26 protein-coding genes are annotated in these 25,746 nt (G+C 47.6%); 3 read left to right on the plus strand and 23 right to left on the minus strand.

Translation table 11 applies throughout. The features are described 5' to 3' along the window. Nucleotides 1-2: 2 nt before the first annotated feature. The 21 genes from BEL05_RS11065 to gmk form a co-directional block, all read right to left on the minus strand. Nucleotides 3-1,565: an HAL/PAL/TAL family ammonia-lyase gene (locus BEL05_RS11065; RefSeq protein WP_069671196.1), complete on the minus strand. Its 1,563-nt coding sequence runs from the start codon at nt 1,563-1,565 to the stop codon at nt 3-5. After that, a complete protein-coding gene (locus BEL05_RS11070) occupies nt 1,566-3,290 on the minus strand; it encodes a glycosyltransferase family 2 protein (RefSeq protein WP_069671197.1) in 1,725 nt (574 codons plus the stop codon). A 3-nt stretch (nt 3,291-3,293) separates the two neighbouring features. Next, on the minus strand, nt 3,294-3,665 hold the full coding sequence (locus BEL05_RS11075; protein ID WP_069671198.1) for a 3-hydroxyacyl-ACP dehydratase FabZ family protein: 372 nt from the start codon (nt 3,663-3,665) through the stop codon (nt 3,294-3,296). Then, nucleotides 3,658-5,022: an AMP-binding protein gene (locus BEL05_RS11080; protein WP_069671260.1), complete on the minus strand. Its 1,365-nt coding sequence runs from the start codon at nt 5,020-5,022 to the stop codon at nt 3,658-3,660. Before BEL05_RS11080 ends, BEL05_RS11075 begins: the two co-directional genes overlap by 8 nt. Next, entirely contained in the window at nt 5,019-5,567 is a 549-nt protein-coding gene (locus BEL05_RS11085) for a COG4648 family protein (protein WP_069671199.1), read from the minus strand. The genes BEL05_RS11080 and BEL05_RS11085 overlap by 4 nt, the downstream gene beginning before the upstream one ends. Continuing rightward, nucleotides 5,567-5,815, minus strand: a complete 249-nt coding sequence (locus BEL05_RS11090) for an acyl carrier protein (protein ID WP_069671200.1) — start codon at nt 5,813-5,815, stop codon at nt 5,567-5,569. The genes BEL05_RS11085 and BEL05_RS11090 overlap by 1 nt, the downstream gene beginning before the upstream one ends. Nucleotides 5,816-5,823: 8 nt before the next feature. After that, entirely contained in the window at nt 5,824-6,078 is a 255-nt protein-coding gene (locus BEL05_RS11095) for a phosphopantetheine-binding protein (RefSeq protein ID WP_028762996.1), read from the minus strand. Continuing rightward, the gene (locus tag BEL05_RS11100; protein ID WP_069671201.1) at nt 6,056-6,877 is read right to left on the minus strand and encodes a lysophospholipid acyltransferase family protein; all 822 of its coding nucleotides are present in this window, start codon (nt 6,875-6,877) and stop codon (nt 6,056-6,058) included. Before BEL05_RS11100 ends, BEL05_RS11095 begins: the two co-directional genes overlap by 23 nt. Continuing rightward, nucleotides 6,870-7,607 (minus strand): beta-ketoacyl synthase chain length factor, encoded by a 738-nt coding sequence (locus BEL05_RS11105; RefSeq protein WP_069671202.1) that lies wholly within the window; start codon nt 7,605-7,607, stop codon nt 6,870-6,872. The genes BEL05_RS11100 and BEL05_RS11105 overlap by 8 nt, the downstream gene beginning before the upstream one ends. Before the next feature lie 236 nt (nt 7,608-7,843). After that, nucleotides 7,844-8,716, minus strand: coding sequence for a DUF3014 domain-containing protein (locus BEL05_RS11110; protein ID WP_028762999.1), 873 nt, complete (start codon nt 8,714-8,716; stop codon nt 7,844-7,846). Between the two features lie 284 nt (nt 8,717-9,000). Further along, on the minus strand, nt 9,001-11,058 hold the full coding sequence (recG, locus tag BEL05_RS11115) for an ATP-dependent DNA helicase RecG (RefSeq protein ID WP_373316125.1): 2,058 nt from the start codon (nt 11,056-11,058) through the stop codon (nt 9,001-9,003). A 158-nt stretch (nt 11,059-11,216) separates the two neighbouring features. Further along, nucleotides 11,217-11,813, minus strand: a complete 597-nt coding sequence (locus tag BEL05_RS11120) for a response regulator transcription factor (RefSeq protein ID WP_028763001.1) — start codon at nt 11,811-11,813, stop codon at nt 11,217-11,219. Then, the gene (locus BEL05_RS11125; protein ID WP_069671203.1) at nt 11,810-12,919 is read right to left on the minus strand and encodes a sensor histidine kinase; all 1,110 of its coding nucleotides are present in this window, start codon (nt 12,917-12,919) and stop codon (nt 11,810-11,812) included. The genes BEL05_RS11120 and BEL05_RS11125 overlap by 4 nt, the downstream gene beginning before the upstream one ends. Nucleotides 12,920-12,982: 63 nt before the next feature. Continuing rightward, complete coding sequence (locus BEL05_RS11130; RefSeq protein ID WP_069671204.1) at nt 12,983-13,657, minus strand: tetratricopeptide repeat protein; 675 nt, start codon at nt 13,655-13,657, stop codon at nt 12,983-12,985. Between the two features lie 178 nt (nt 13,658-13,835). Then, complete coding sequence (locus tag BEL05_RS11135) at nt 13,836-14,768, minus strand: calcium/sodium antiporter (RefSeq protein ID WP_028763004.1); 933 nt, start codon at nt 14,766-14,768, stop codon at nt 13,836-13,838. Nucleotides 14,769-14,927: 159 nt separating this feature from the next. Beyond that, entirely contained in the window at nt 14,928-16,586 is a 1,659-nt protein-coding gene (locus tag BEL05_RS11140) for an AMP-binding protein (RefSeq protein WP_028763005.1), read from the minus strand. Nucleotides 16,587-16,786: 200 nt separating this feature from the next. Next, nucleotides 16,787-17,485, minus strand: a complete 699-nt coding sequence (trmH, locus tag BEL05_RS11145) for a tRNA (guanosine(18)-2'-O)-methyltransferase TrmH (RefSeq protein ID WP_069671205.1) — start codon at nt 17,483-17,485, stop codon at nt 16,787-16,789. 69 nt (nt 17,486-17,554) lie between these two features. Continuing rightward, on the minus strand, nt 17,555-17,938 hold the full coding sequence (locus tag BEL05_RS11150; RefSeq protein WP_028763007.1) for a RidA family protein: 384 nt from the start codon (nt 17,936-17,938) through the stop codon (nt 17,555-17,557). Nucleotides 17,939-17,972: 34 nt separating this feature from the next. Continuing rightward, nucleotides 17,973-20,078 carry a bifunctional GTP diphosphokinase/guanosine-3',5'-bis pyrophosphate 3'-pyrophosphohydrolase gene (gene spoT, locus BEL05_RS11155; protein ID WP_028763008.1) on the minus strand — a complete coding sequence of 702 codons (2,106 nt, stop codon included), beginning with the start codon at nt 20,076-20,078 and terminating at the stop codon, nt 17,973-17,975. A 13-nt stretch (nt 20,079-20,091) separates the two neighbouring features. Beyond that, the gene (gene rpoZ / locus BEL05_RS11160; protein ID WP_028763009.1) at nt 20,092-20,373 is read right to left on the minus strand and encodes a DNA-directed RNA polymerase subunit omega; all 282 of its coding nucleotides are present in this window, start codon (nt 20,371-20,373) and stop codon (nt 20,092-20,094) included. A gap of 59 nt (nt 20,374-20,432) precedes the next feature. Further along, on the minus strand, nt 20,433-21,056 hold the full coding sequence (gmk, locus tag BEL05_RS11165) for a guanylate kinase (RefSeq protein ID WP_028763010.1): 624 nt from the start codon (nt 21,054-21,056) through the stop codon (nt 20,433-20,435). Between the two features lie 215 nt (nt 21,057-21,271). Here gmk and BEL05_RS11170 point away from each other — a divergent pair, with 215 nt between their 5' ends. From BEL05_RS11170 to BEL05_RS11180, 3 genes are all read left to right on the plus strand, one after another. Next, nucleotides 21,272-22,354, plus strand: a complete 1,083-nt coding sequence (locus BEL05_RS11170) for a hypothetical protein (RefSeq protein WP_069671206.1) — start codon at nt 21,272-21,274, stop codon at nt 22,352-22,354. A gap of 92 nt (nt 22,355-22,446) precedes the next feature. Then, entirely contained in the window at nt 22,447-23,382 is a 936-nt protein-coding gene (locus tag BEL05_RS11175) for an NTP transferase domain-containing protein (protein ID WP_069671207.1), read from the plus strand. Continuing rightward, on the plus strand, nt 23,375-24,439 hold the full coding sequence (locus tag BEL05_RS11180; RefSeq protein WP_069671208.1) for a phosphotransferase enzyme family protein: 1,065 nt from the start codon (nt 23,375-23,377) through the stop codon (nt 24,437-24,439). The genes BEL05_RS11175 and BEL05_RS11180 overlap by 8 nt, the downstream gene beginning before the upstream one ends. A gap of 103 nt (nt 24,440-24,542) precedes the next feature. On the opposite strand, the gene BEL05_RS11185 is transcribed toward BEL05_RS11180, so the two are convergent. Both BEL05_RS11185 and BEL05_RS11190 read right to left on the minus strand, forming a co-directional pair. Next, the gene (locus BEL05_RS11185; RefSeq protein WP_069671209.1) at nt 24,543-24,995 is read right to left on the minus strand and encodes a hypothetical protein; all 453 of its coding nucleotides are present in this window, start codon (nt 24,993-24,995) and stop codon (nt 24,543-24,545) included. Between the two features lie 30 nt (nt 24,996-25,025). Next, a complete protein-coding gene (locus tag BEL05_RS11190) occupies nt 25,026-25,685 on the minus strand; it encodes a TorD/DmsD family molecular chaperone (RefSeq protein WP_028763015.1) in 660 nt (219 codons plus the stop codon). Nucleotides 25,686-25,746 lie beyond the last annotated feature (61 nt).

Consider the following 25,746-nt stretch of genomic DNA (forward strand, 5'->3'; position numbering starts at 1 on the left):
CCTTAATGACACACTTCCCAGTGGGCTTGCTGTATCTTCTCTACGGTTTGTCTTAAGACTTGTTCAAGTGGTCGGTCTTCTGTGAGCAGCTCAAAATCAGCGCTAACCTGAGTCAAGGTCTTAGCCACTGACGGGGTGAGTGATGCTTGGCATAGCTCACCTTGGCTGACGCGTAGATGAATGCCTTGGGTCATTGCTAGCAGCGCAGCGGCGGCAACCTGTTCAGTCAACTGCAGCACACGCATGCAGTCTCTAGCGGCAATAGTGCCCATGCTGACCTTATCTTGGTTGTGACACTCTGTAGAGCGTGAAAATACGCTGGCGGGCATGGTCTGTTTAAGTGCTTCAGCTGTCCACGCTGATACGCCAATTTGCACGGCTTTAAAACCGTGGTTAATGGCGCGGCGTTCACCTGTGGCACCAGAAAGGTTGGCAGGTAGACCATTATTAAATTTAGGGTCCATGACCAATGCCATCTGACGGTCGATAAGGTCGGCGATATTGGCAACACAATTTTTCATTGAGTCCATGACAAAGGCAATATGTCCGCCATAGAAGTGACCCCCATGAAGAATATGTTCGCCTTCGGCATCGACTATCGGGTTGTCATTGGCACTGTTGAGTTCTGTTTCGATAAACTGACGCATAAATGGTAAGGCATCTTGCAGTACACCAATAATGTGCGGTGCACAGCGAATTGAGTATCTATCTTGCAGACGATCAGAGTTTCTTGGGTGTTCATGATGATTAAGGTCTTCACGGATCCAAGCGGCTATCTGGTTCTGTCCTGGGTGTGGTTTAGCCGCAAAGAGAATGTCATCAAAGTGGTTGGAATTCCCCTTAAGCGTTAATGAAGCCATGGCTGTGATACGACTTGCCATTTTGGCCATGTATTGAGCTCTATCGTAGGCAAGGCATGCAAGGGCGGTCATTACGGCAGTGCCGTTCATTAGTGCCAATCCCTCTTTAGGTCTGAGTTTAAGCGGTATGATACCGAGTTCGCTGTATACCTCTGCGGTGCTTTGACGCTGCCCTTGGTAGATCACATCACGTTCACCGACGAGTACGGCGGCTAGGTAGGAAAGTGGCGTCAGATCGCCGCTGGCACCCACAGACCCCTCTTCAGGGATCACAGGAATGATATTCAAGTTAAGCAGTGTTTCAATACGCTGAAGTAGTTCATAGCTTACGCCAGATTTACCGACTGCAAGCGAACTAAGGCGACAGGCCATGACCGCTCTAGCCTGCATCGGAGATAGGATTTCGCCGAGCCCGCAGCCATGAAAACGTGACAGATGCAGAGGGAGTTCGTGAACTAAATCAAGCCCAACCGTGACAGTACATGAGTCGCCATAGCCTGTGGTAACGCCATACACTACGCCCTCTTCAGCGAGTAAGCTGTCGATAAATCGCGCGCCTTTCTGGATATATTCTTGATATGCAGGGCTGACTTGCAGTTGCGCTTTCGCGCCTTTTGCCACCGCAACAACCTCTTCAAGGGTTAGCGAGCGTTGGCCAAATTTAACAATCTCTTCTGTATGAGAAGGTGTAATCGTTTCAGTCATCTATCTGTCTATCCTATTAGTATGCTTTGGGGCAGACGTTGCTGCCGCGCGCTGGATCTCTTCATCTTTGCGCCAAAAATCGAAAAAGTTAAACCATTGCAATGGTTCACGCCGTGCGTAGTATTCAAGTCGAGCACTATAGCGGTTGACCGCGGCTTCTAAGCGTTCCATCCTGCCTGTGCGAGGCCCTTTGAGCGTATCTGAAAAATGCTCTAGGTGAACGTGATAACGCCCCTGTTCTCGTAGGCAAAACATTAAATAAACTGGGCAATCCAGCAGGCCAGCTAGAATAAATGGACCTTGTGGGAAGGGCGCGGCTTTACCCATAAATGGCGCATAGATCACCCGACCTTCGCTGTTCGACGAGGTACGATCCCCTGCGATGACCACCAGTTCACCTTGCTCAATTTTCTCTTGCAGCAACATCGAAGTACTCGGTCCCAATTCGGTGACCTGAATCAGGTTCAGGGCGCTGTCGGGATTGAGTTGTTTCAGTACTCGATTAAAGTTCTCGGCGTTTTGGGTCAGCACCATTACATTGACTTTCACTTTGCGCTGATGGATTGAGATAGCCCGGCATAGCTCCAAATTACCTAAATGTGACACCAATAATACGGCGCCTTGACCTTGTGCTAAGGGTTCGGCAAGAGCTTCGCGGTTGGGGAAGTCGACTTGACTGAGCTTAATGCGATCGCACCACGCATCGATACGATCAAGTGCCGCATTACCGAATGCAATAAAGTGTTTGAGGCTATGACGCCAACCTATGGTGCCCTGTAGCTGTGGGTGGTCGGGGTCAAAACTTTGCACCTGATTAAGAAAATCGAGCGAGGCTTGCCTTGCATTACGCCCCGTTAGGAAAAAGTAGCCAATCACTGGATACATGATGGCACGGCATAGCCAATGGCCACCAATTTTATAACTACTGGCAAGGAGCTTAATGCCCCAATAGCTGCCTCGTTCACCGATGCTCGACCAATGTGTACTGGCATCTGTTTGCTTGTTACGTGTTAACAACTTCGGCAAACGGCGTAACATGCCAAAAAATAGCTTAGTGTGCATGGCTGAGATCCGCACATTGTCTTTCACTCCTTGAAAGTGGCTGGTGCCATCTTCTGGATAGATAACCCGAGTGGGGAGATGTTTGACACTGACGCCCTGCCAAAAGAGTTTGACTAAGATTTCAATATCGAAATCCATACGTTCGCCTAACGCTTGGCTTAAGAAAAGCTGTTCTGTTGCGGCCAATGGATAGATTCGGAAGCCGCACATAGAGTCTTTGATGTCGAAACTTAAGGTTTCTATCCATACCCAAAAGTGGGTGATATATCTGCCGTAAAGCCTGCCTTTTGGGACTGACTCATCATATTGCGGCAGACCTGATATCAAGGCTTTGGGATGCGCTTGTGCCTCGGCGATCATAGCGGGGATATCATTAAGATCGTGCTGACCATCGGCATCCACTTGTAGTGCATGGCTAAACCCGTCGGCAAAGGCTGCCCGTAATCCGCTAGTCACCGCAGCCCCTTTGCCGCGATTAAAGGGGTGATGAATTAATTTGACCCAAGGATACTGTTTAGCAAGCTCGCACAGCAGGTGACGCGTGTCATCATTGCTGCCATCGTTGACTAAATAGCAAGTCAGATTTAGCGGTGCTAACTGCGCCAGCGTCATTTTAATCGCTTGCTGATGATTGTAGTTCGGGATCACTAACGCCAGTTGCATAAGCTATGCTTCCTCCGCCATTGTCGCCACAGAGAATGCGATACGACCGGAGCCAAAACGTTTGTCAGCGCAGTAGTAAGCGAACGTGAGTTTGTGCTTACTTGGGTTGTGGCTGATATTGAGAAATACTTGGGTACCCGGCAAGATGAGTTGCTGAAACTTGAGTACTTCAAGGGTGGCTACTTCAGGTGCATAGCCGTAGTGAGATGCCCCTAATTGAATCGCCCAGTCGAGTTGTGTTACCCCTGGCAGCACAGCTTGCTGGGGAAAGTGTCCTTCGAAAAAGGGCAAGTCAGCATCGACTGATAGTAGCCACTCGACGCCATCTTCCATTACGGTTTTGGCGACAATGGGCGGTAAGCTCGACCTAATCATGTTCAAATAACTCGAGTATATGGCTAAGAAGGTGCTTACCTTGGTTATCACTGGGTAGCGCGGCAGGGTAACGCCAGCGTTTTGGCAGAGTAACGCGTTCAAACTGTGTAAGCAGATGAGCTTTAAGCTGATTATTAATTGCCAATTTACCCTCTGCTTCTAGCTGTTCTTGTCCTAATGGTGACAAGACGATGGCCGCGCCCAGCAGAGTACGCGATTGTTCCAGTACCGCGAGTACTGCTTCAGCGACAAAGGGATGGGCAACCAGCAGGTCTTCCATTTGAGCTAATGAAAGTCGTTTTTCCTCAATTTTCACAATCCTATCGAGTCGGCCAAGTAACTGAAATTCACCATCGCCTGTGAGGCTAATTTTATCATCACACTTTAACCATTGGCTGGTGTCTAAATAGGGAGACTTGAGCAGTAAGGCACCGTCTTGCTGATCTTGATGAATTTGATGTGATGCAAAAGTACGCCAAGCCTGATTTTCGACACTCTGGCGACGATAAGCGATACCACCCGTTTCTGTACTGCCATACACCTCAATGGGAGGCTTGCCGTAGCAGTGCGAGATATCATTGGCCGCTTGAAAGCTTAATGGGCCACCTGAACTAAACACTAAGCTGGGCGAACGCATCTGCGGCTGGTGCTCTAGCGCATCGGGCAAGCGCGACAACTGAGCCGGACTGCTGATTAGGCACAAATTAGGAAACAGGTTGGTGTAATAGGTTAAGGTTTCAGGGTATTCAACCAGATCGCTTAAAAACGGTCGACTGGCTGCTAATGGCCATAGGATTTTAAACAATAAGCCATAGATGTGTTGATGCGACACGGTTGCAATGACGCTGCACTGTGGCAGATGGGCGGCAAAAGTGCTTTCCAGCACCGTCACTTCAGCATCGAGCTGAGCGATGGTTTTTTCGATGGCCTTGGGTTGACCACTGCTGCCAGAGGTAAACAGTAATAAGCTGCCAAGTTGTTCGCTTTGGGGCCAAGGTAATGTGTTATTAGCGAGTTCTTTTTTGAGTGGAAAAAAGGCTTTGCCCTCACATAGTGGCATGTCAGAGATAACGCCGTCGAATTCATGGGTCAACAGACTCAATGATCCCGATTGGGTATTGGCTGGCAAAATGAGTTGTTTACCCGCCAGTAACCCCGCGCATAAACCCACTGCAAACAGGTCGCTGCTATCACAGGCTAATAACCAGCGCTTGGCTGGTGTTTGGCTTAGCTGTAGGTGTAACGCGGCGACTTGTGCTGTGAAGGCACTGCCGGTCACAATATCGTGATGATTAAAGCTAATCAGCTGTTGGCTTGATGGCCCTTTGGCGAGCCAGTTCTTAAGTAACCCTGTCATGATTTTTTCAACCACAATGTTCGATACAACCATTCCCCACCGAGTAACATGCCAATAAGCAGATATGCGATGAGCCCGTTATAGAGTGTCCATACCTCAAGGCTGGTGTAGCTTGCCGTGTAGTAAGCGACAGCGCCATTAAAGATGAAGAGTGCGCACCAAATTTGGGTGACCCGGTTCAAATATGGCACTGCTTCAGGTGGCAGTGATGGCTCTTTCAATCTTGCTAGGCGCTCTATCATGCTTGGGCCTCGCTTTAGCGAATAAGCAAAAAGGCCTAACATACTGAGATTGATCACTACGGGATAGTAGAGCAACCAATCATTGCGTTTGGCGAGATAACTGCCTGCTGTTAATACTATGCCAACGATAACTGGCAGAATTAACGGTTTTACTTGTTGTTTTTGTAGCGCTAACCTAATGATTAGCATTAAGCAAAGTAGTAAAGCAATGCTGCCAGCGGGCAAATAGGTTAGGCCAAAATAGACGGCTATTGGGTAGCCCAATAGCAAGAGGCCCGTGACTATTTGCAAGAACAGGCGCATTACTCTTTCACTAGGCCTTCGATGGCTGACACAACGTCATCGACAGTTCTTACCGCTTTAAACTCTTCAGGTTTGATTTTCTTACCTGTAAGTTGCTGTAGCTTGATGACTAAGTCAACGGCATCGATGCTGTCGAGATCTAGCTCTTCATACAGTGAAGCTTGCGGCGTGATGTCGTCGGCATCAATTTCAAACTCATCAACTAAAATTTGAGTCAGCAGCTCAAGGATCTGTTCACGGTTTTGCATGCTGGCTCCTATGCTCGTTGTGATTCGATAAAGCTGGCTAAGCTGGCCACACTATAAAAATGGGCTTTTGTTGCTTCTGAATTGGCTTCAATTTTGACATCGAATTGCTTTTTAATCGCAAGTCCAAGCTCTAATGCGTCTATAGAGTCTAACCCTAAGCCTTCACCAAAAAGTGGTGCGTCTGTTTCAATATCATCAATGCTGACATCTTCAAGATCTAAGCAGTCAATGATCAGTTGTTTAATTTCGTTTTGTAAGCTCATAATTAGTATCAAGTTGTTGTTTATAATAGTTTTCGAGGTCTCGTGTCAGCTGACGCGCCATCTTGGCATCACCGCCTGACTGAGCATAATACCTGATATGGTCAACAGTTTCGCCTACTTCGACACTCATGCCGATGGTTTGGCGAGGGATCTCATACCAAGGTTGCTGTTTGGTCAATCCAATCGCATTGGTACGTAGCACGACCGGAATAAGATCGGTTTTGGTTCGAAGAGCGATGTTGGCTGCGCCGCGAGCAAAGTCGTTCACAATAAGGCCCTTCAGTGTACGGGTACCCTCAGGGAAAATAATCACATTAGTGCCACTAGCTAATACCTGCTGGCAGTCAGTCAGCAGCAGTTCCGCACCACGGTTAGGAATATAGCCTGCGCAGGAAACCACTCCTCTTAAAAAGGGATTTCGCCAGAGTCCTTGCTTTACGATACAGCCAACATTAGGCATTAAGCTGATTAGCACCACAACATCAACCAAGGTGGGGTGGTTAGCAATGATAACTTTGCCCTTGGCTGTCGCTAGCCGTTGTAAATGTTGGGTCTCGACTTTGATCACGCCAGCCCAAGTTAACATGTGCACAAAACCACGAAACATGATGTGCACGGCACGTTGCACGCGGGCAACGCGTGTTTGCGGTGTGCCGGGCCAAAATCGTAGTAAAGGTAATATGGTTAACGAGCTAAGTAAGCCGCCTAAGCCAAATGCAACATAGCAACTAACACCGCCTAACCAGCGGGGGATATAGGCAATGCCGCTTAATCGCTTAGCGACTATCATCTCAGCCATGGTTAAGTTGCCAATGGTATTGGTTTAAGGTGCCGCAAAGATTTTGCTTACTGGCAATGGCTTGCAGTAGGGCGCCATAAGTGAATTTTGTCCTTGCTAGGGCATGCATTGCTTCTGAACGTGTATCAAGCGTTAGTCGAGTTAGGCCGCTGTCATTGTCAGTGGTTTTGGTCAGCAGAAGCCCTAATGCAATAGGTAATTCAGGCTCGGAGGTAAACTCTTTATAGATATCAGATACTGGTTCATCACCAAACACCAGCAACAGTGGCTGGTTATTTTCACTTAACTGGCAAAAGGCTTCAATAAGCGCTTGCTCCAGCGTATTTTCACCGGCAGCAATTGAGGTCGAGGCCGCCTGATTATTGGTTAAAATACTCAAGATGCCGCTGGCAGTATTATGAACCGATTGACTAAAGCCGATTGGCGAAATGGGTTGTTCGCGTACGATATCTTGCAGTAGCGTGACGGTACGATTAAGTTCGCCGTGGCGCGAAGCGAATATTGTACGGCATTGGGCTGGGGGGTCACATTGAAAGGCCACTTCAAGTAGCATTTTAGTGAGCTTGCTGTAACGTCTGCGCTGCATTGCTGGCACTTGAGGCAGTTTTGGGGAAATAGCTAGGCTATCGGTGTCATTAACCTGAGAATGTGGCCAGTGTTGCCAGTCGGTAAGTTGCTGGTATAGCGGAGACCAAGCGCCTGCGGATTGGATGGTAAAGGTTAACTGCACTACTTTGCCTCTAAATACAGCCTATGGCTGCGGTTTTCCATAACAAATAACGAACGTAAAGCCCTGTTTTACGATTGCGTCATTGTACACTTAAGTGTGGCGAGAAAACATCTTTTGTGCTGTGAACATGTTGCTTTACTGGTGTTAGTGTTTTTTAAAAGCTGGTCAATAGATTATAACGGCTATAGCAAGATGAGAGCGTCCACAGTAATCCTGTGGACGCTTCAATAAAGTGGTTACTGGCTAAGTTGCTTTTTAAGCTTTCTCAGTGCTGCTTTAATTTTTTTACTGTTCTCTGGGCCCATACGAATCATCAATTTTTGTGCGTTGGGTAAGGCTTCGAGTTCTGGGTCAACAAATTGATAGTTGACACTGACGCTGTCTAGTTCGATGGCTTGTTCGATGATAGGTGCAGCCAGCATAATATCAATTGCTTCAATCATGCGCTCATCGAAAGGTTTATCGCCATAGCCTAGCTCTTCGAAGGCTTCGCTGAGTAACGGAGAAACCTGTTTGTAGGTGGTTGCCAGTTGCGCTTCATCTAAGTTCGTTACAAAGTCAGCGTATAGGTCGTATCTATGATAACTGTCTGGGTTGAGATAGGTTTTATCGGTGACATCTGACACAGTAAAGTTGCGGTTAGGCGCCTTTAGTGGACTCACTTTTCTGGCAAGTTCCCCTTGGGCTAGGTTGTCGACAAACACCACAAAATGCCGAACAAGATCTTCTTCAACCAATAACGGGTCTATCTTCATGCCATTAGCGACTTCCAGGGTCTTATCGTGCGCATACTGATCGCTTTCTGCTAAGGTTGGCAGAGGCTCGACTTGTGGCGTAGGGAGGATTTCGACGACAGGATCTGTCTCTGGTTCAGGTAATACCTCTGGTTCTGGCAAGCTATCATCGGCAGGTAAAGGCTCTGCTGGCGTTATTTCTGGTAGCGTCACAGGTGTTGGCAGCTCAGGCTCTGGCGCAGTATCTTTATTGCCGAGTAAAAAGTAAGCGCCAGCCGCTGCGATAAGCAATATGATCACCACAGCGATGGTGATTGCACTAGCGCCGCTACGTTTTTCTTGAGGCGCAATTCTATCTTCTTGACTGACTTGCATGAGGTTTCCTTAAAAAATACTTCGAGTGTAAGGAGCGTGTCGATGAGTGAATTCCAACCTCATCATCTGTGTTATTAATGACTAATGCGTGTATCTGCTGCATTGTAAATTTTTTAATGAGAATAATTCGTTACTCTCATCTACAGCGTGTATCAGCGTATCTATCCGATTATTAAAATGATCGCTGATTCAGTTTGATTGGCATTACACCATTCTGCAAAATTAACCGTGCTTGTCTAGTTAAGTTCGCTCAAATAAAAAATAATTAATTCTAAAGTTGACGATTAGGCCTGAACATATTGTTCTCGCTGTCCTAGCCAGCGATGCACAATAAGATCGACATTTTCCGGAGCTTGTTGCATCACATGTTGTGCTAGTTTTTGAATATGCGGGATCAAGGCTTGGTCGCGGATGAGATCGGCGATCTTCATATCGGCTATACCAGTTTGTTTTGTCCCTAACACTTCGCCTGGTCCGCGGATTTCCAGATCTTTCTGCGCAATAATAAATCCATCGTTACTGTCGCGTAACACACCTAGGCGCTTTGTGGCAGTCTGCGACAGTGGCGCTTTATACATCAGCACACAGTGGCTGGCGATGGCACCACGTCCTACTCGCCCTCTAAGTTGATGTAACTGGGCTAAACCAAGGCGCTCAGGATTTTCGATAATCATTAAACTTGCATTGGGCACATCAACACCCACTTCAATGACCGTTGTGGCCACTAACAGATGCACGGCACCTGATTTAAACTCGGCCATCATAGCCTGCTTTTCGGCGGGCTTCATACGACCATGGACCAAGCCAATATTGAGCTCTGGCAAGCGTTGTTTTAGTTCTTCGGCAGTGTCCTCGGCGGCTTGACACTCAAGGACTTCTGACTCTTCAATTAATGTACATACCCAGTAGGCTTGGCGTCCGTCATTGAGGGCTGCCTGTCGTACGCGATCGATAACCTGTTCACGACGGCTATCAGATACCGCAACGGTTGTGACTGGCGTTCGCCCTGGTGGCAGCTCATCGATGATTGAGGTATCTAGGTCTGCATAGGCTGTCATCGCGAGTGTGCGCGGAATAGGGGTGGCGGTCATGATAAGCTGATGGGGGTGGTAGCCTTGGCTAATCCCTTTCTCTCGCAGCCCCAGGCGCTGATGCACGCCAAATCTGTGTTGCTCGTCGATGATGATGAGTGACAACTTATGGAACTCTACTTGCTCCTGAAATATAGCATGGGTACCAATGACGATATGCGCTTCACCATTTTTGATGCTCGCTAACGATTGGGTGCGCGCTTTGCCTTTGAGTTTACCGGCAAGCCAGCCGACTTTTAATCCTAATGGCTCCAGCCAAGCTGTAAAATTGATGGCATGTTGTTCTGCTAACAGTTCGGTCGGTGCCATCATTGCCACTTGATAGCCATTCTCTATGGCTTGTAGTGCAGCAAGTGCAGCGACTAAGGTTTTACCTGAGCCCACATCGCCCTGGACTAAACGCATCATTGGGTGAGGCAGCTCAAGATCTCGGCCTATTTCGGCCACGACCCGCTGTTGGGCTGCCGTCGGTTTAAAAGGCAGGGCTGCCAAAAATGGGGTTAATAGTTGCCCTGTTGCGTACATAGATATTGCGGCATCATGGTTACTGCGCTGCCTGAGTTTAAGCATGCTGAGGTTGTGGGCCAGTAATTCTTCTTGAATCAACCTTTGCTGTGCTGGGTGAGTGCCTTGCTCCAACTCAAATGAAGCGATACCGGTATGGGGGCGGTGAAGTAGCTGCAATGCGTCATTTAAAGACATATTATTTGGCTGCAAACTTGGCGGTAATAGTTCTTGCAGGGCACCATGGGCCAGTAATGTGAGCGCTTGATCGGTGAGTTTAATCCAGCTGGCCTGTTTGAGCCCCTCGGTTGTTGGATAGATAGGGGTGAGGGTTTCACTTAGCGCTAAGTCGCTATCGCCATGGATCACTTTGTATTCTGGATGGATTATCTCTGGGTGATGTTTGCCGCGTCGTATTTCTCCATAAGCACGAATTGTCGTCCCGTTTTCTAGGCCGTTACGCTGGGCGACTGAAAAATTAAAGAAGCGCAGTGTCATGGTGCCAGTGTCGTCGCGCACGGTACAGGTTAGCATGCGTTTGCGGCCTTGGATCACCTGACTCGACAGAATAGTCGCTTCTATGGTGCCGTAGCTGCCAGGATACAATGAGGCGATTGAATATATCTGGGTGCGATCTTCATACCGCAGTGGCAGATGAAACAGCAGGTCTTGGACCGTGTTAATGCCGAGCTTTTCTAGCCGCTGCGCCATCTTAGTGGCCACGCCTTTTAACTCAGTCACTGCCATGCTATCGAGTCTATCCACTCTCAATACCTGTCTGATTCATTGAGTCATTTTGTAAATGGATGACTCAAACACTGTAAATATATACATATATTATCAGAGAATTGCGTTAACGCAATCTTGCCGTTGATTAGCCCTTTGGCGGGCCAGTCAGTGGCCTGTTATAGCCACCCCTTTTGTTGGGCGATACGAGCAGCGTCAATACGGTTGCTAGCATGGAGTTTCGCGATGGCTTCAGACAAGTAGTTGCGTACAGTGCCCTCGGCAATAAATAAACTTTCTGCTATCTCGGCGGTGCTGCGTCCTTCACTGGCTAAACGCAATGCGCGGCGCTCTTTATCGTTCAGTGGGTCACACTCTCCCACCGCCATGATGGCAAGTTCTGGGTCTATGATACGCTTGCCTTTGAGCACATGGGCGATGGCATCGATCAGTGATTCTGATGGGGCATCTTTTAGTAGAAAGCCACCGACACCAGCTTCAATCGCCCGTTTAATGTAACCCGCTCTACCAAAGGTGGTTAATATGATGACTTTTAATGGCAGTTTTTGGGTTTGACACCAAGCGGCTAGCTCTAAGCCTGTGTAGCCCGGCATTTCGATATCAGTAAGCAGTAGGTCAAAACTCTCTTGCTTAAGCAACGCTAAGGCTTGGTTGCCATCTTTGGCCTGAATAACCTCAAAGTCTCCCTCTAGAGAGAGTAGCGCCGCTAAGGCGCCTCGCACCATGGCTTGATCTTCGGCGAGTAATATCTTCATTTAGACGCGTGTCCTTGGCGTGGCAATGTGAGCGTAAATTGGGTTGTTGCCTCGAGTTGATAGTCGAGTGTACCACCCAATTGTGCCATGCGCTCACGTATGCCTGTGAGGCCATTTCCTTCCGTGAGACTTTTGGTCGCCGCATTGTCTGTCACGGCAATAGCGATCTCATGTTCGGTTTGTGACAAGTTGATATCACAGTGAGTCCCTTTGCTGTGGCGGATGATGTTATTGCACAGTTCGGTTACGCTCAAAATAAGATGAGTTTCAACTGCTTCATCCAATTGGGGTATCTCCCCTGTGAGGGTCACGCTCATGCCTTTGTCCCTTAATGATTGGCAAAGTTGGGTTAGCACTGCTGTAAAACCTTTATGTTTATAGCCCGATACTGTTTGACGTATTTGACTTAAACTGTCGCGCGCAATGGTGTTAAGTTCGCTCAACTCGGCGCTGGCCTGTTCAACTCTATTTTTGGCTAACAGCTTCTGTGCTAGTTCGGCTTTCAGAGAGATGGAGGAGAGTGAATGCCCCATAATATCGTGCAGATCCCGAGCGATACGTTCCCTTTCTAACATGGTTGCAAGCTGGCTTATCTCTTGCTGACTTTGGCGTTGAGCGATTTTTGCAGCCACACGCTTACGCTCTGCAACCCCAAAGAAACCGACTCCTGTGACTAATGCAGTGCCATAGATTAAAAAGTAGTGATGCAAGTCCAGTAGTGAGCAGAGCAGTGCCAGCATGGTTGCTAGACCGATAAGACAATAGAAAGCATGACGTAAAGAGTAGTTAAAGCCGATAAAGAAACCCGCAAAGGTGAACAGTGATAAAGAGCCTGTGTTTATAGGAGTGATGGCAATACCAATGGCAATCATCGCCAATATTGGCTTATAAACTTGATGACTGGGACTGCGATAGGCCCAGAAGTAGCAGTAGATAAAAGGGACCAAAACAATAAGGCTGAGGGCTATTTGCCAAATAGGCATCGATTGCACAAAAAGTGGAATAAGATAAAAACCTAAGTTGATGAGATAGACCCAGGCCAGTTTATCTTCAACCTTGTGTTCAGTATCAAGTTGATTGTTACTGCAGGTTTGGGCTTTGTTCATAGCGTTAGTCTCTTTTTAGGCCGGAGCCATGCAGGCTCCGGTAACGTCCGATGTTGTGCTGATTTATTGATTTTGCTTGAGTAAAAAATTGGCCCAGGCGTAATCTTGTTGCACGGCTAACGCGGCTTGCCAATCGGTGATAGCACCCTGCTTATCGCCCAAGTTTTGTTTGGCGAGCCCTCTCCATGTATAGGCTTCAGCATATCCCCAGCAAATATCATCACAAGGTATTTCAAATAGATTGATGGCTTTGCTGCTTAATGTTATCGCACGCTCCATGCTGCCACCATATTGCGTGGGTGTCGAGTAGGCAGAAATGGCTTTGACTAGGGCCAACCGTGGATTGTCAGGATTAAGAGATTCAGCTTGCTCAATGGCTTGAGCAATCAGTGGGCCGTAATGGGCTCCCTTGCTACTATCTAACCCAATTTGCATGCCATAAACCGATGCAAGTAACGTATAGGTTTCGGCGTCTGCTTGCCGAGTTGTGAGTGTTACTAAGGTTTGTTCTGCGGTATCGAGTGCTGTTTGAGCTGTCGATCTTTGTCCCATAACATTAGCGGCAACCGCGAGGCGGTATTCTGCGTAGGCGTGTTCATAGCCTTGGGTCTGCTCGCTGATAGTTTGCAGTGACTCGATGTTCATCTGGTTCGATGCAATATCGATGGATACAATTTCGTTGGCCTGGGTGAACTGGCTGACGATGGCGAGGCTTGATGCAAATAGTAAACTTTTCATGTGATGCTCCTTGATTAACAGAGGCTAATGCCTTTGTAGGTAAAGTCCCTTTAATACTGCTTGGTATATTGGGCTTAAGGAGAGTATCGGGGTTCGCAGCAGATAAGTGCATGCACAGATGTCACCGATTGATAATGACAAATGTCACTATCAATGGTTTTGGGATAAAAACGGGTGACTAAGAGGCTGCGTTACTAATTAAGTAGCAGATATAAGTGAGGTAAACCATCAGTAGTAGGGCACCCTCTCTGCGGCCAATCCGCAGACCGGTCCACGCCAAAGGTAGCAAGACCATAGATAACACCAGCATGACGCCAATATCGACAATATTTAGGCCGCTAGCCATAATTGGCTGCACGACAGCGGTAAGACCTAAAATCCCCAAAATATTAAATAGGTTAGAACCGACCACGTTACCGATAGCAATATCGCTTTGGCCTTTACGGGCGGCTACTATCGAAGTGACAAGCTCTGGCATGCTGGTACCTATGGCGACAATGGTCAGGCCGATCACTAGCTCACTGATCCCAAATAGTGTGGCGAGCTCCACTGCGCCATCAACAAACAAAATACCGCCCCCGACAAGCAAGCTGATCCCCACCACAATCAGTAGGCCAGCCAATAGGGGATTGAGTGTACTTGAGCCTGGGATATCATCAGCTTCATGACTTTGACCGCTGAGGTAGCTAAAACCAAGATAGGCAACCAACAAAGAGGTTAACAGTGCGCCATCGAAGCGACTTAGGCTGCCGTCAACCAATAGCCCCCAAAATAGCAGCGATGCCATGATCATGATCGGGATATCACGTTTGACCATTTGAGATTGGATTTGAATGGGGCGTATAAGGGCTGTGATGCCTAAGATAAGGCCGATGTTGGCGATGTTGGAGCCAATGACATTGCCGATAGCGATTCCAGAGTTACCTGCTAACGCAGATTTTAAGCTTACCGCTAACTCTGGGGCACTGGTACCAAAAGCGACAATGGTTAAGCCTATGATTAAAGGTGTGATCCCTAGCCTCAACGCCAGTGAACTCGCGCCGCGGACTAAGGCTTCAGCACCTGCAGTTAAGATGATAAAACCACCAATAATGGCCAGTGCGATGAACATGTTTGACTCTCTAAAATTGACAGGCGGCTAGCATAGGCTTTAACGGTTTTTTGGCAACAAAATTTTGTGAGCAGAGGATTAAATTTTGTTTAACCAAAATGAGGCGTTTTTAATAAAAAAGGCACGTCTTAGACGTGCCTCGTCGTTGCGTGAGCTGAGTTATTCTATCTCACTTTCCCAGCGCACTTTTCCACCACGCAGGCCATCGACTTTGGCGCTGAATTTGGCTTCCAATACGTGACGTTTAATCTTTAGCGTTGGTGTCAGCACATCGTTATCGACATCCCAAGCCTCACTCACCACCACAATGGCGTCGACCGTTTCGTGTGACTCAAGGTTAGGGTTAATGCTATCTAATGTTGCCTTGAGTGAGGTGCGAACCTCCTCTCTTGGTTGTAACGCTGCACCTTCAGATAACTGTACTAATGCAATAGGGTGTGGGAGGCCAGAGCCAATAACACAGATAAGCTCAACGTGCGGGTCTTGTGCCAATTTGCGTTCGATAGGCACAGGCGCCACATATTTACCTTTAGAGGTCTTGAAGTTATCTTTCACTCGCCCAGTAATAGTGACACAGCCATCGCTATCGATGGCGCAGAGATCACCCGTATGGAAGAAGCCATCAGCATCGAAGCTGCTTGCGCTGACTTCAGGTTGTTTGTAGTAGCCTTGCATTAAGCCTGGGCTCTTGACTAATAGCTCACCTGTGTCAGCCATTTTAATTTCACACCCCTCAACCGCATGACCAACAGTCCCAATTTTTCGGGCATCAAAAGGATGGTTGATAATCGAGTAGGCGCTGTTTTCTGTCATTCCCCACGCTTCACTGATATTCAGACCAATTTTATGGTACCAAGCGATCAATGACGGTGGGATGGGCGCCGAGCCAGAACCCAGTAGATGGCAATGCTCTAAGCCTAAACCTTGGTGGATCTTCTTTTTTACTATGCCGCTAATGATTGGTACTTTAAGTAGGAAGTTAAGTTTGCGGTAGCCAATCTTATCGATAATATTTTTTTGGAACAGGCTCCAAAGTCGTGGTACTGAGAAAAATACTGTGGGTTGCGCGCGTTGTACATCCGTAACAAAGCTATCTAGGCTTTCAACAAAGGCGACACGGCTGCCTGAATAGAAGGATGAGCCTTCGATAGCGACACGCTCAGTAATATGTGCCAGTGGCAGGTAGGACAGCAAGCGGTCTTCGCCGTCGGTTTTCAGATCGCGAACCACAGCTTTACAGGTCCAAGCGTAACTAGCGAATGTCTGAATGGCCCCTTTAGGTTTACCCGTAGAGCCCGACGTATAGATGAGGGTCATTGTTTGCTCAGCAGTGGGCGCTGCGGTGTCAATCAATGGTTGGCCTAAGTTTAGCAAAGTCTCCCACTGATATTGAGCTGGCATAGTGTCATAAGGCATGGCCATTCTAAGAATATCGCCACCCACTCCAGATTCTTGGTCAGCCCAGTAATCGAGTTTACCGATAAAAATTGCTTTGGCTTCACTATGCTCTAGCACATAGCGAATCGTATCGGCGTTGGCCGTTGGGTAAATCGGCACGCTGATATAACCGCCATGCATTAAGGCAAGGTCGGTAATAAACCACTCCGCACAGTTTTTCGATAGCACGGCAACTTTGTCGCCGGGCTGTAATCCTAAATGACGTAGGCCGCCAGCGATCTGTTGCATTTTTTGCTGTACTTCGCGCCAGCTAAAATCAAGGTACTGACCATTAATTGGTTGTCTCAGGTAGATATTGTCTCCATATTGCTCGACCCAATGTTGCAACATGTCGACTGGAGATTTGAATGTAGAGTCCATCAGCTATTCCGTCATTATTCTTAGAGTTAAGGGAGACGCATTTAGTTGTTCTATTTATCGATGCGTGAACCTGAGTATGGCGAATAATGTGATCTATGACAATTGTTTTGCCTGAATAATAGACCAGTTGTCATGGATTTAGGAGAGATGTTGTTGAAATGTAGCGCACCAATGGCGCGCTCTTTTGTCTGTTTAAAACGTTAAGCTTCTGCTTGAGGATCTGGTTCGCGCATCCGCTGCCACCAGGTTTCATCGGCAAGGATCTGGCCTTGGTCATCAATTTGCGGGTAGGGGATATTCTTTCGGCGGCAAGCTTTGGCGTAAATGGGGTGGCCCTGTTCAAACAACATGGTCTGACAATAAGCGTCATCTAATGTACGTGTGCCATATTTACCAGCTTGTGCTCGTTGGCGCTGCGCTTCGTACATAATAAGTGCCGATGCGACAGAAACATTGAGTGATTGCACCATGCCAATCATAGGAATAATGATATGTTGGTCGGCAATCGCCAGTCCCTCATCGCTGACGCCATCACGTTCATTACCCATGATCACCACTGTGGGCTTAGTGTAATCAACGTCGCGAAAATCGACCGCAGTGTTGGAAAAGTTGGTGGCCAACACCTGCATGTCTTGCGCTTTAAACTGCTCTGCCGCTTCGCTCATGTGGTAATGCTTGATGGTCTTAACCCACTGTTGGCTACCTGAGGCGGTATTGCCTGAGACGCGCATCTCGATATCAGGCCAAACGGCGTGAATTTGATTAATACCGACTGCGTCTGCTGTGCGGATCACCGCGGCAATATTGTTAGTTTTATGGACTTTATCCAAGCAGATAGTAAGGTCGGTTTGGCGGTTATCAAGCATTTGATTAATGCGGGCGAAGCGTTCAGGACTCATGGTAATTAAGCTTTATCTGTATTCAAAAAAGAGAAGGGCGCCTAGGCGCCCTAATGCAGTCGCGTGCTGTTACAGCTCCATTACGCCATCCATCTCAACCAGAGAGTCTTTTGGTAACTGCTTCACACCGATAGCCGCGCGCGCTGGGTAAGGTTGTTCGAAGTAGCGTCCCATGATCTCATTGACTGTGGCAAAGTTGCTTAGGTCGGTCATAAAGATGTTTAGCTTAACAATGTCCTTAAGTGAACCACCAGCCGCTTCACACACTGCGGTTAAGTTATCAAACACTTGCACAACTTGGGCGTCAAACTCATCACTGACCATCTGCATGGTTGCTGGGTTTAGTGGAATTTGACCAGATAAATAAACGGTTCCGCCAACTTTGACTGCTTGAGAATAGGTACCGATAGCCTGTGGTGCCTTGTCGGTCGCAATAATGATCTTCTCTGCCATAACGTTCTCTCTACTTAGGTTTAAAAATACAGGGTTAACGGTTACGTGATGTTCTTAGCACTTCGGGAAGTACACGAATACGGCGCATCACATTGGCTAAATGGATTCGGTCAGTTACCGAGATTCGCAAATTAATCAGGAACACTCTGCCGTCGCGTTCTTCGGTACTCAGGTTGTGAATGTTAGAGCCTTCTGCGGCGACAATAGAAGTAATTTTTGCCAGTGCCCCTTGATGATTGACAATCTCGATCCGCAAATTGGCTTGGAACTCGACGCCTTCGGCGTTATCCCAATGCACAGGAATGTACTTATCGGGTTCACCTTGGTAGCCACGAATATTAGCGCAGCTTTCCATGTGAACCACCAAGCCTTTACCTGGGCTGACGTGTGCGATCACGGCGTCACCAGGAATAGGACGACAGCAGTTAGCAAAGGATACTAGCATTCCCTCTGCACCACGGATCGGCATCATGTTAGCTTCTTTGTGTTCAGGAGTTTCAACTCTATCGCCCTTAAGACGCTGGGCAATCACAATGCTCATGGCATTGCCTAAACCGATATCGGCCAATAGCGCGTCGAGACTCTTATGTTTGGTGTCATTAACAACTTTGTCTACCTGCTCTGGTGCTATGTCCTTGAGCTTTACATCACCCAAAGCATGGTTGAGCAGGCGTCGACCCAGTACTACTGCCTCATCTTCTTTTAGGCTCTTAAGTAGTTGTCTGATTTTTGAACGTGCCTTACCTGTTACCACAAAGTTGAGCCAAGCCGCGTTAGGTCTTGCGCCTTTCGCTGTGATAATTTCAATGGTTTGCCCTGAGATCAGCGGTTGGCTGAGAGGGTATGCTTGACGATTGACGCGTGCGCCAACACAGGTGTTACCTACGTCAGTATGCACCTCATAGGCAAAGTCGACGGCCGTGGCGCCAACTGGCAGTTCAAGAATACGTCCTTCAGGCGTGAAGACGTAAATCTCTTCAGGGAATAGTTCGGTTTTAAAGTTCTCAACAAATTCGAAAGAGGTACTGGCACTTTGTTGCAATTCGAGCAAGCTTTGCATCCACTTGCGCGCCCGCACTTGAGTGGTCGTTCCCTGTTGTTGAGTCCCTGCACCTTTATAGAGCCAGTGTGCTGCAACCCCTTTATCAGCCATTTGATCCATATCCTCAGTACGGATTTGGATCTCGACGGGGACTCCGTGTGGACCAAATAGTGAGGTATGTAAAGACTGATAGCCGTTAGCTTTGGGGATGGCAATATAATCTTTAAAGCGACCTGGGCGAGGCTTATAAAGGCCATGCATGGCGCCCATGACACGATAACAGGTATCAATGGAGTCAACGATAACGCGGAAGGCGTAAATATCCATGACTTCTTGAAATTGGAGCTCTTTATTGCGCATCTTGTTGTAGATGGAATAAAGATTTTTTTCGCGGCCTTTTACAGTGCCTTTCAGCCCTGTATCTTCCAAGCGAGTTTCAACGGCAGCTTCGATGCTTTGAATGAGCTCTTTGCGATTACCGCGAGCAGCCTTGACTACCTCTTTAAGTACGCGATAGCGCATCGGGTAATAGGCTTGAAAACCTAAGTCTTCAAGTTCTATCTTAATATTATGGATACCAAGACGGTTCGCAATTGGAGCGTAAATTTCTAGCGTTTCGCGAGCAATACGACGACGTTTATCTGGTCGTAACGCACCAAGCGTACGCATATTATGGGTACGATCGGCAAGCTTGATAAGAATGACACGAATATCCTGGGTCATCGCCATCATCATCTTGCGGAAGTTTTCGGCTTGGGCTTCTTTTTTGTCGCGGAATTTGAGCTTGTCGAGTTTAGAGACACCTTCGACGAGTTCACCAATGGATTCACTGAATAGCTCAGTAAGCTCCTCTTTGGTCACGGGGGTATCTTCGATCGTATCGTGCAGCAGAGCCGCCATAAGCGTCTCATGATCGAGACGCATATCGGCCAGGATGCGGGCAACCGCAACCGGATGGGTAATATAAGGTTCGCCACTGGTACGCATTTGCCCTTCATGGGCGTCGCGCGCCACCTGATAGGCCTGCTTGAGTAATTCTACTTGCGCCGGTTCTAAATAACTGGACGCAGACTCCTTGAGACCTTCAAACAGATACAAGTGGCAATACTCCTTATAGTGCGTTGCGGCCTTCAGCGATGGCAGCAACAGCAGCAATTTCAGCTGCTTCACGTTCGCGAACAGTTTGACGCTCATCGGCGTCTAACGTGTCAGCGGTGACTAGGCCTAGTTCGATTTCGCGCAATGCGATAACGGTTGGCTTGTCGTTCTCTTCTTCAACCATAGGGTCTTTGCCCTGCACAGCGATTTGGCGAGCACGACGCGCTGCAACCAGGATCATATCAAAACGGTTGCCGATTTGGTTTACGGCGTCTTCTACAGTTACGCGAGCCATGTGTTGAAACTCCAGTGATTATGGGTGAAAAAATGACGCAAAATTATACATTATGACAGTTAGTCTGCCAACAGATCATTAAGCATATCATTTTGAGCATGAATTTGACCAGCGCGAGTAAGGCGTTGGCTACGAATAATTGCTTTTAAATCGATTTGAGCTTGCTCAAAGTCGTCATTCACTATGATGAAGTCATATTCACCATAGTGAGAAATTTCTGATGTTGCTTGTGCCATACGTCCAGCGATGACTTCGGCACTGTCTTGACCGCGGCCAGTTAAGCGGCGCTCAAGCTCCGCTTTTGATGGCGGTAAGATAAACACACCAATAGCTTCAGGCATCATCTGTTTAACTTGCTGAGCCCCTTGCCAATCGATGTCGAGAAATACATCGATACCTTTCTCTAGCATCACTTCAATGGCTTCGCGAGAGGTGCCATAATAATTGCCAAATACTTCCGCCCATTCGAAAAAGGCTTGTTTTTCAATTAGCGCTTTAAACTCATCAACAGCAACAAAGTGATAATGCTCACCGTTTACTTCGCCTACACGTGGTTGACGAGTCGTGTGCGACACTGACACCTTCATATCGGCGGGGTTATCCTGCAAAATAGCAGAAAGAAGAGAAGATTTGCCGGCACCACTAGGCGCTGAAATGATAAATAGGTTTCCGCGAGCGGTCATTTGTTTGCTATCCAAAGGCTAAATTGATTCAGGTAGCCAGCCATTATACAACCTAGTGTTAAATTTAGGCTAGCGGTTTACGCTTGTGGAGCGATAACTGGGCGATTAAGGCGACTTTTTATGGCTTTAAGGGTCTAATTTAAGGTCTGTCTCGTAGGCATGAGATAGACTATGGCCATGTTTTTGAGTTACTCGTTGCTTTGTGGGAATTTGTTATGCCGTTGAAACCCCTTTTTTGCCGCCAAGGCGTAGACAGTAGTTATCGATTTTTAGGGCTGACTGCGGCCGCTTTTTTTGCCGTGTTTCTTTTGTATCTGCTCATTGGTAGTCATCTCTTTGTCGTTATCGTGTCATTAATATTAGCCGCCATCGTTGGCCTAAGTGGTTATCGTCGACTACAAGGCCAAAAAGCTATGTTATCAGTGCTTCCCGCTGCGAGTGTGGCACTGTTTGCGCTAGGGTTAAATTATCTAGAGGGAGTCTGGCTGCCAACCTTAGCTATAGTCCTTGCTGTGGCAGGAACGATAGCCGTAGTGATTCGGCCTCAGGCTAAAGTGGCCAACTTTGACGCCTTTGGCTACAGTGGACCTTTGGCTGCGGTGTCTTCACAACGTCGGCGGGTTGAACCTATTTTGGTCGATGGTGCACTGGATGATGATGTGCAGTGGCGGCAAGAACCGCTCGATGAGCAAGGGGACGCACAAGTTCATCACCAAGAGGCCGCTGTAAGTCCAGCGTTGATAATTAATGAGCGTTTGAAGCAGATTGCGCTGTGGGGTAGACCTATTATCACGCAGTTACAAGGTCGTCCTAAAGCAGTAATGTTACTGGTGCTGAGTACATTGTTAGTGGTGGGAATCGCTGTTTTTTGGCCTGTATCGAGTGAACTAGATGTTGAAGACAGTTTGGCGAGTGCGGCCGCAGAGCCTATAATAGCACCTCAGTATCTTGAGGCGCAGATGCCAGATGGCTTTAAAGTGATGCTTGATGGTGATGCGCTGTTAATCAGTTGGTTAGGAGAGCGCGGTGAGCCTGAATTAATTTGGTCTATCGCTACCGCCAAAGGAGATGTGAGTTGTCGCAATATCACATTTAACAACGGTGCACAGTACCGGCCTCTTGAAGTACATTTAATGGCAGACTCATCGACATTGGCGCGTTTTTCTCCGCTCGATACACAAGCCATAGTGAACGATATAGCCATGAGGGGAAGTTTAACCTTGTGTGGCTATGAGTTTAGCCTAAAAGGCAGCCAAGCTGCACTGAGCAAACAGGCGGCGTTTCGGCCTTATCTCTAGCTTAACGCTGGTATTCGTTTTATTTTCTCATTAGACTGCTTTTTTGCGAATTTAGGCCGTGCTAGCGCGGCCTTGCGACTGTTTATTTGAAAATGCCAACACACCTAAATTGTAATAATACTGACGAGTCACCTTTTAGCCTTACCTTGGTCATTATGGCTGCGGGGTTAGGTAGCCGTTTTGGCGGTGACAAACAACTTGCTGAGCTTGGGCCGCAGGGTGAAACCATGCTGGAACTCTCGCTGGCTAGTGCGATTAAAGCGGGGTTTACTGCTGCGGTTATCATCACCCGTGACAATCTAATCGAGCCACTTGAGGCTTTGTTAGCCGACAAACTACCTTGTGGTTTTAAGCTCGATTTATGTATTCAGCAGATGGATGATTTACCCAGTGGCTGGCAAACTGTCATCGCTAATACGGATCATCGCGTTAAACCTTGGGGAACGGCTCATGCGCTATGGAGCGCAAGAGCGCTGGTTAAGGGCCCCATGGTGGTGATCAATGCCGATGATTATTACGGTGATAGTGCCTTTCAACTAATGGCTGATGGGTTTGAACAGGTCAATAGTCGTTGGCAGATGGTGGCGTATCCATTGAAAGAGACGCTATCAGAGAATGGTGGGGTTAACCGCGGTATTTGTTTGGTGCAGGACGATTTACTCCACTCGGTTGTCGAATGGACCGATATAGGCTGGCGTGATGGTCAGTTAATGGGGTATTGTGGAGGGCTATTAGCGCCCGTCAGCGCAAGAGTCCCGGTCTCGATGACATGTTGGGGCTTTTGCCCCGATATTTTTGAGATCCTGGAGCAGGCGTTAAATCGATTTATTGCAACACAGGGAAGCGATGCCAAGAGTGAGTGCTATTTGCCAACTGTTGTGCAATCGGTATTAGATTCAGAAAACTCGGCATCAACAATAAGAAAAACAGTTTATGTCAGCACCGCATATGAGCCATGGCTTGGGGTGACTTACCCGCAAGATAGTACGTGGGTAAAACAGAAATTAATGGAGTTATTGGGTGATTGATTTAATTCGGCAGCAGGTGCTGCCACACTTTGGTATTGTAAGTTCAGCCAAAGTGACTCCCCTTGGGAATGGTCATATTAATGATACCTTTTTGGTGCGTTGGGAAAACGGTGAACTGGTATTACAGCGTATCAACACAGACGTATTTAACACACCCAATGCGTTAGTTCATAACGCCGATAAAATTGCTCTGCATCTGCATAAGAAAGTGGCTCAGGGGGAATATCAACTCAGTGTTGTCGAGCCGGTCAAGACCTTGGATAACGCTCTTGCACTGGATTTAGGCAAACAGGGCTATTGGCGAGCCATCAACTATCTTCCTCACAGCCACAGCATCGAAGTGGTGACCAGTGAGCATGAGGCCGAATCCGCAGCGAAGGCTTTTGGTCATTTCTCCTGTGCATTAAGTGATTTAGATGCCACAGATTTAGAGGATGTTATTCCACAGTTTCACTACCTTCCAGGGCGTATTAAACAGCTCAAAGCCGCGGCTGCCGAAGATGCCGCCGGGCGACTATCTGAGTGCAGTGTATGGGTCGACTTTGCACTAACCCAACAGAGTCTGTTGCAAGAACTTGAGCAAGCCTCAACCCAGTTGCCACTGCGAACTTGCCACAATGATACCAAAATCAATAACATGCTTTATGATAAGCGAGATATGAGTAGCCTGGCTATTATCGACTTAGATACCTGTATGAAAGGGCATTTGATGTATGATTTTGGCGATATGGTACGCACGTTTACCTCGCCAGAAGAGGAAGATTCTACCAATCTCAATAAGGTTGAAGTACGCGAGTCGATATTTGCTGCTATCTGTCGTGGTTACTTAGCTGAACTAGGGGATGTATTGACCCTTGATGAGAAGCAAAGTCTGTGGCTTGGGGCACGAGTGATCTGCCTAATGATTGGTGTGCGCTTTTTGACGGATCATCTTAATGGCGATGTCTATTTCCATGTACACCATGAAAATCATAATCTACAACGTGCCGCCAATCAGTTTACCTTGTACCAAAGCCTTTTAGCGCAGCAAGATAAGTTGTTAGCCTACCTTAAGTGATTAAAACGTGCTTGAGTGGTGACTGAAAACGTCCGACGCTTTTAAAGCCTCGGGCGTTTTTATTTTGTTTACCGCATCGGTATTGAGTGCTGTTAACTTACAGTCACATATTGCGTTTCTGATATCGTCTTTGTTCATCGAGTTCATCGACTTGTGCGGCCAGTTTTAGGATCTGATTTTGTAGACGCTGATATTGAGCAATATCTGGCTGTTCTTCAGGTGCCGTGTGCCACGCTTTTTTTGCCCAAATTTTCGCAAGCGCAATGATCAGGTGCTCTGCCTGGTTCAGGTTGTCATGCTCAATCTGTTTGATCATCAGTAACCGAAAGCAGTCGAACAAAATGGTGAGCATAAACTCATTGGAGAGCGGTTGCGTTTGTGCTTGATTTTCGGGCTCACGAAAGCCTATGGCTGCAATCAGGTTCGAGACGGTGGCAACTGTGGTGGCACCAACAAAGAGGGAGTGAATTTCGCTTTCTTGTAACAATGTCTGCTCAAGTTGTTGGGCCAATTTGCCTTTATTCCACTGTGCCCCAAGCGCTTTGATAAATGTCATGAGAATCCACCCATTCTTGAACCTTGTCTGTTAACGATATAGGCGTGCCGTCATCGGTACTAGATTTAACCTTTGGATTAGCCCTGCTAAGAAGGCTTGTGTTAGCTGTGCGATACCGCGATAAAAGTCGGTTTTGGCGTGTTCAGTCATGAGTTCGAGGCAGCGCCCCGACCATGGCAGCAAGTGCTGCTGTAGCAGTATCATGCAGCTGCGTTCTATCGCTTCGCTATCTTCAGTCTTAGCCCATTGGGTAAGCATCTGATCCAATACGGCGAAAATCAGACCGATATGATCGACTGGCTGATTAGTATCGAGCTCAAAGCTGATCCCTTGTTCCTGATAAAATGCCTTCAGTGCCAGTGTCGTTTTGTCATTGAGGAGCTGTCTCTCGCTCAGGTAGACAGATCCCCAAGGCACAGCGTTTGGCTCACCTGGACCATAGAAGAGTTGGGCATAGTCTAGTTTTAAGCTTTGTTGTTGTTTATTAGTCCACTGGCCAAGATAATTAGACAGCAACTCCCGACCACTCGACTCTTGGGCTGACCCGGTAAACTCAGGCCAACTTTGAGCCACATTGTGTTCGATAAACTTTTGGATCAACTCGGGTGTCGGATCGTTAAAGAGTACATTGTGAAGAATTCGCGCAATACCTTGATATTCGATGAGTTCATGTTCGGTAAGGGATGACATACTGACCTCGTTTGTTGAACTAAGTGCTTCGCAATTAACAGGAAAAAGGTGCCATTCAAAA

Origin of the sequence: Shewanella colwelliana (assembly GCF_001735525.1) — a bacterium.
GTDB classification, from domain to species: Bacteria; Pseudomonadota; Gammaproteobacteria; order Enterobacterales; family Shewanellaceae; genus Shewanella; species Shewanella colwelliana.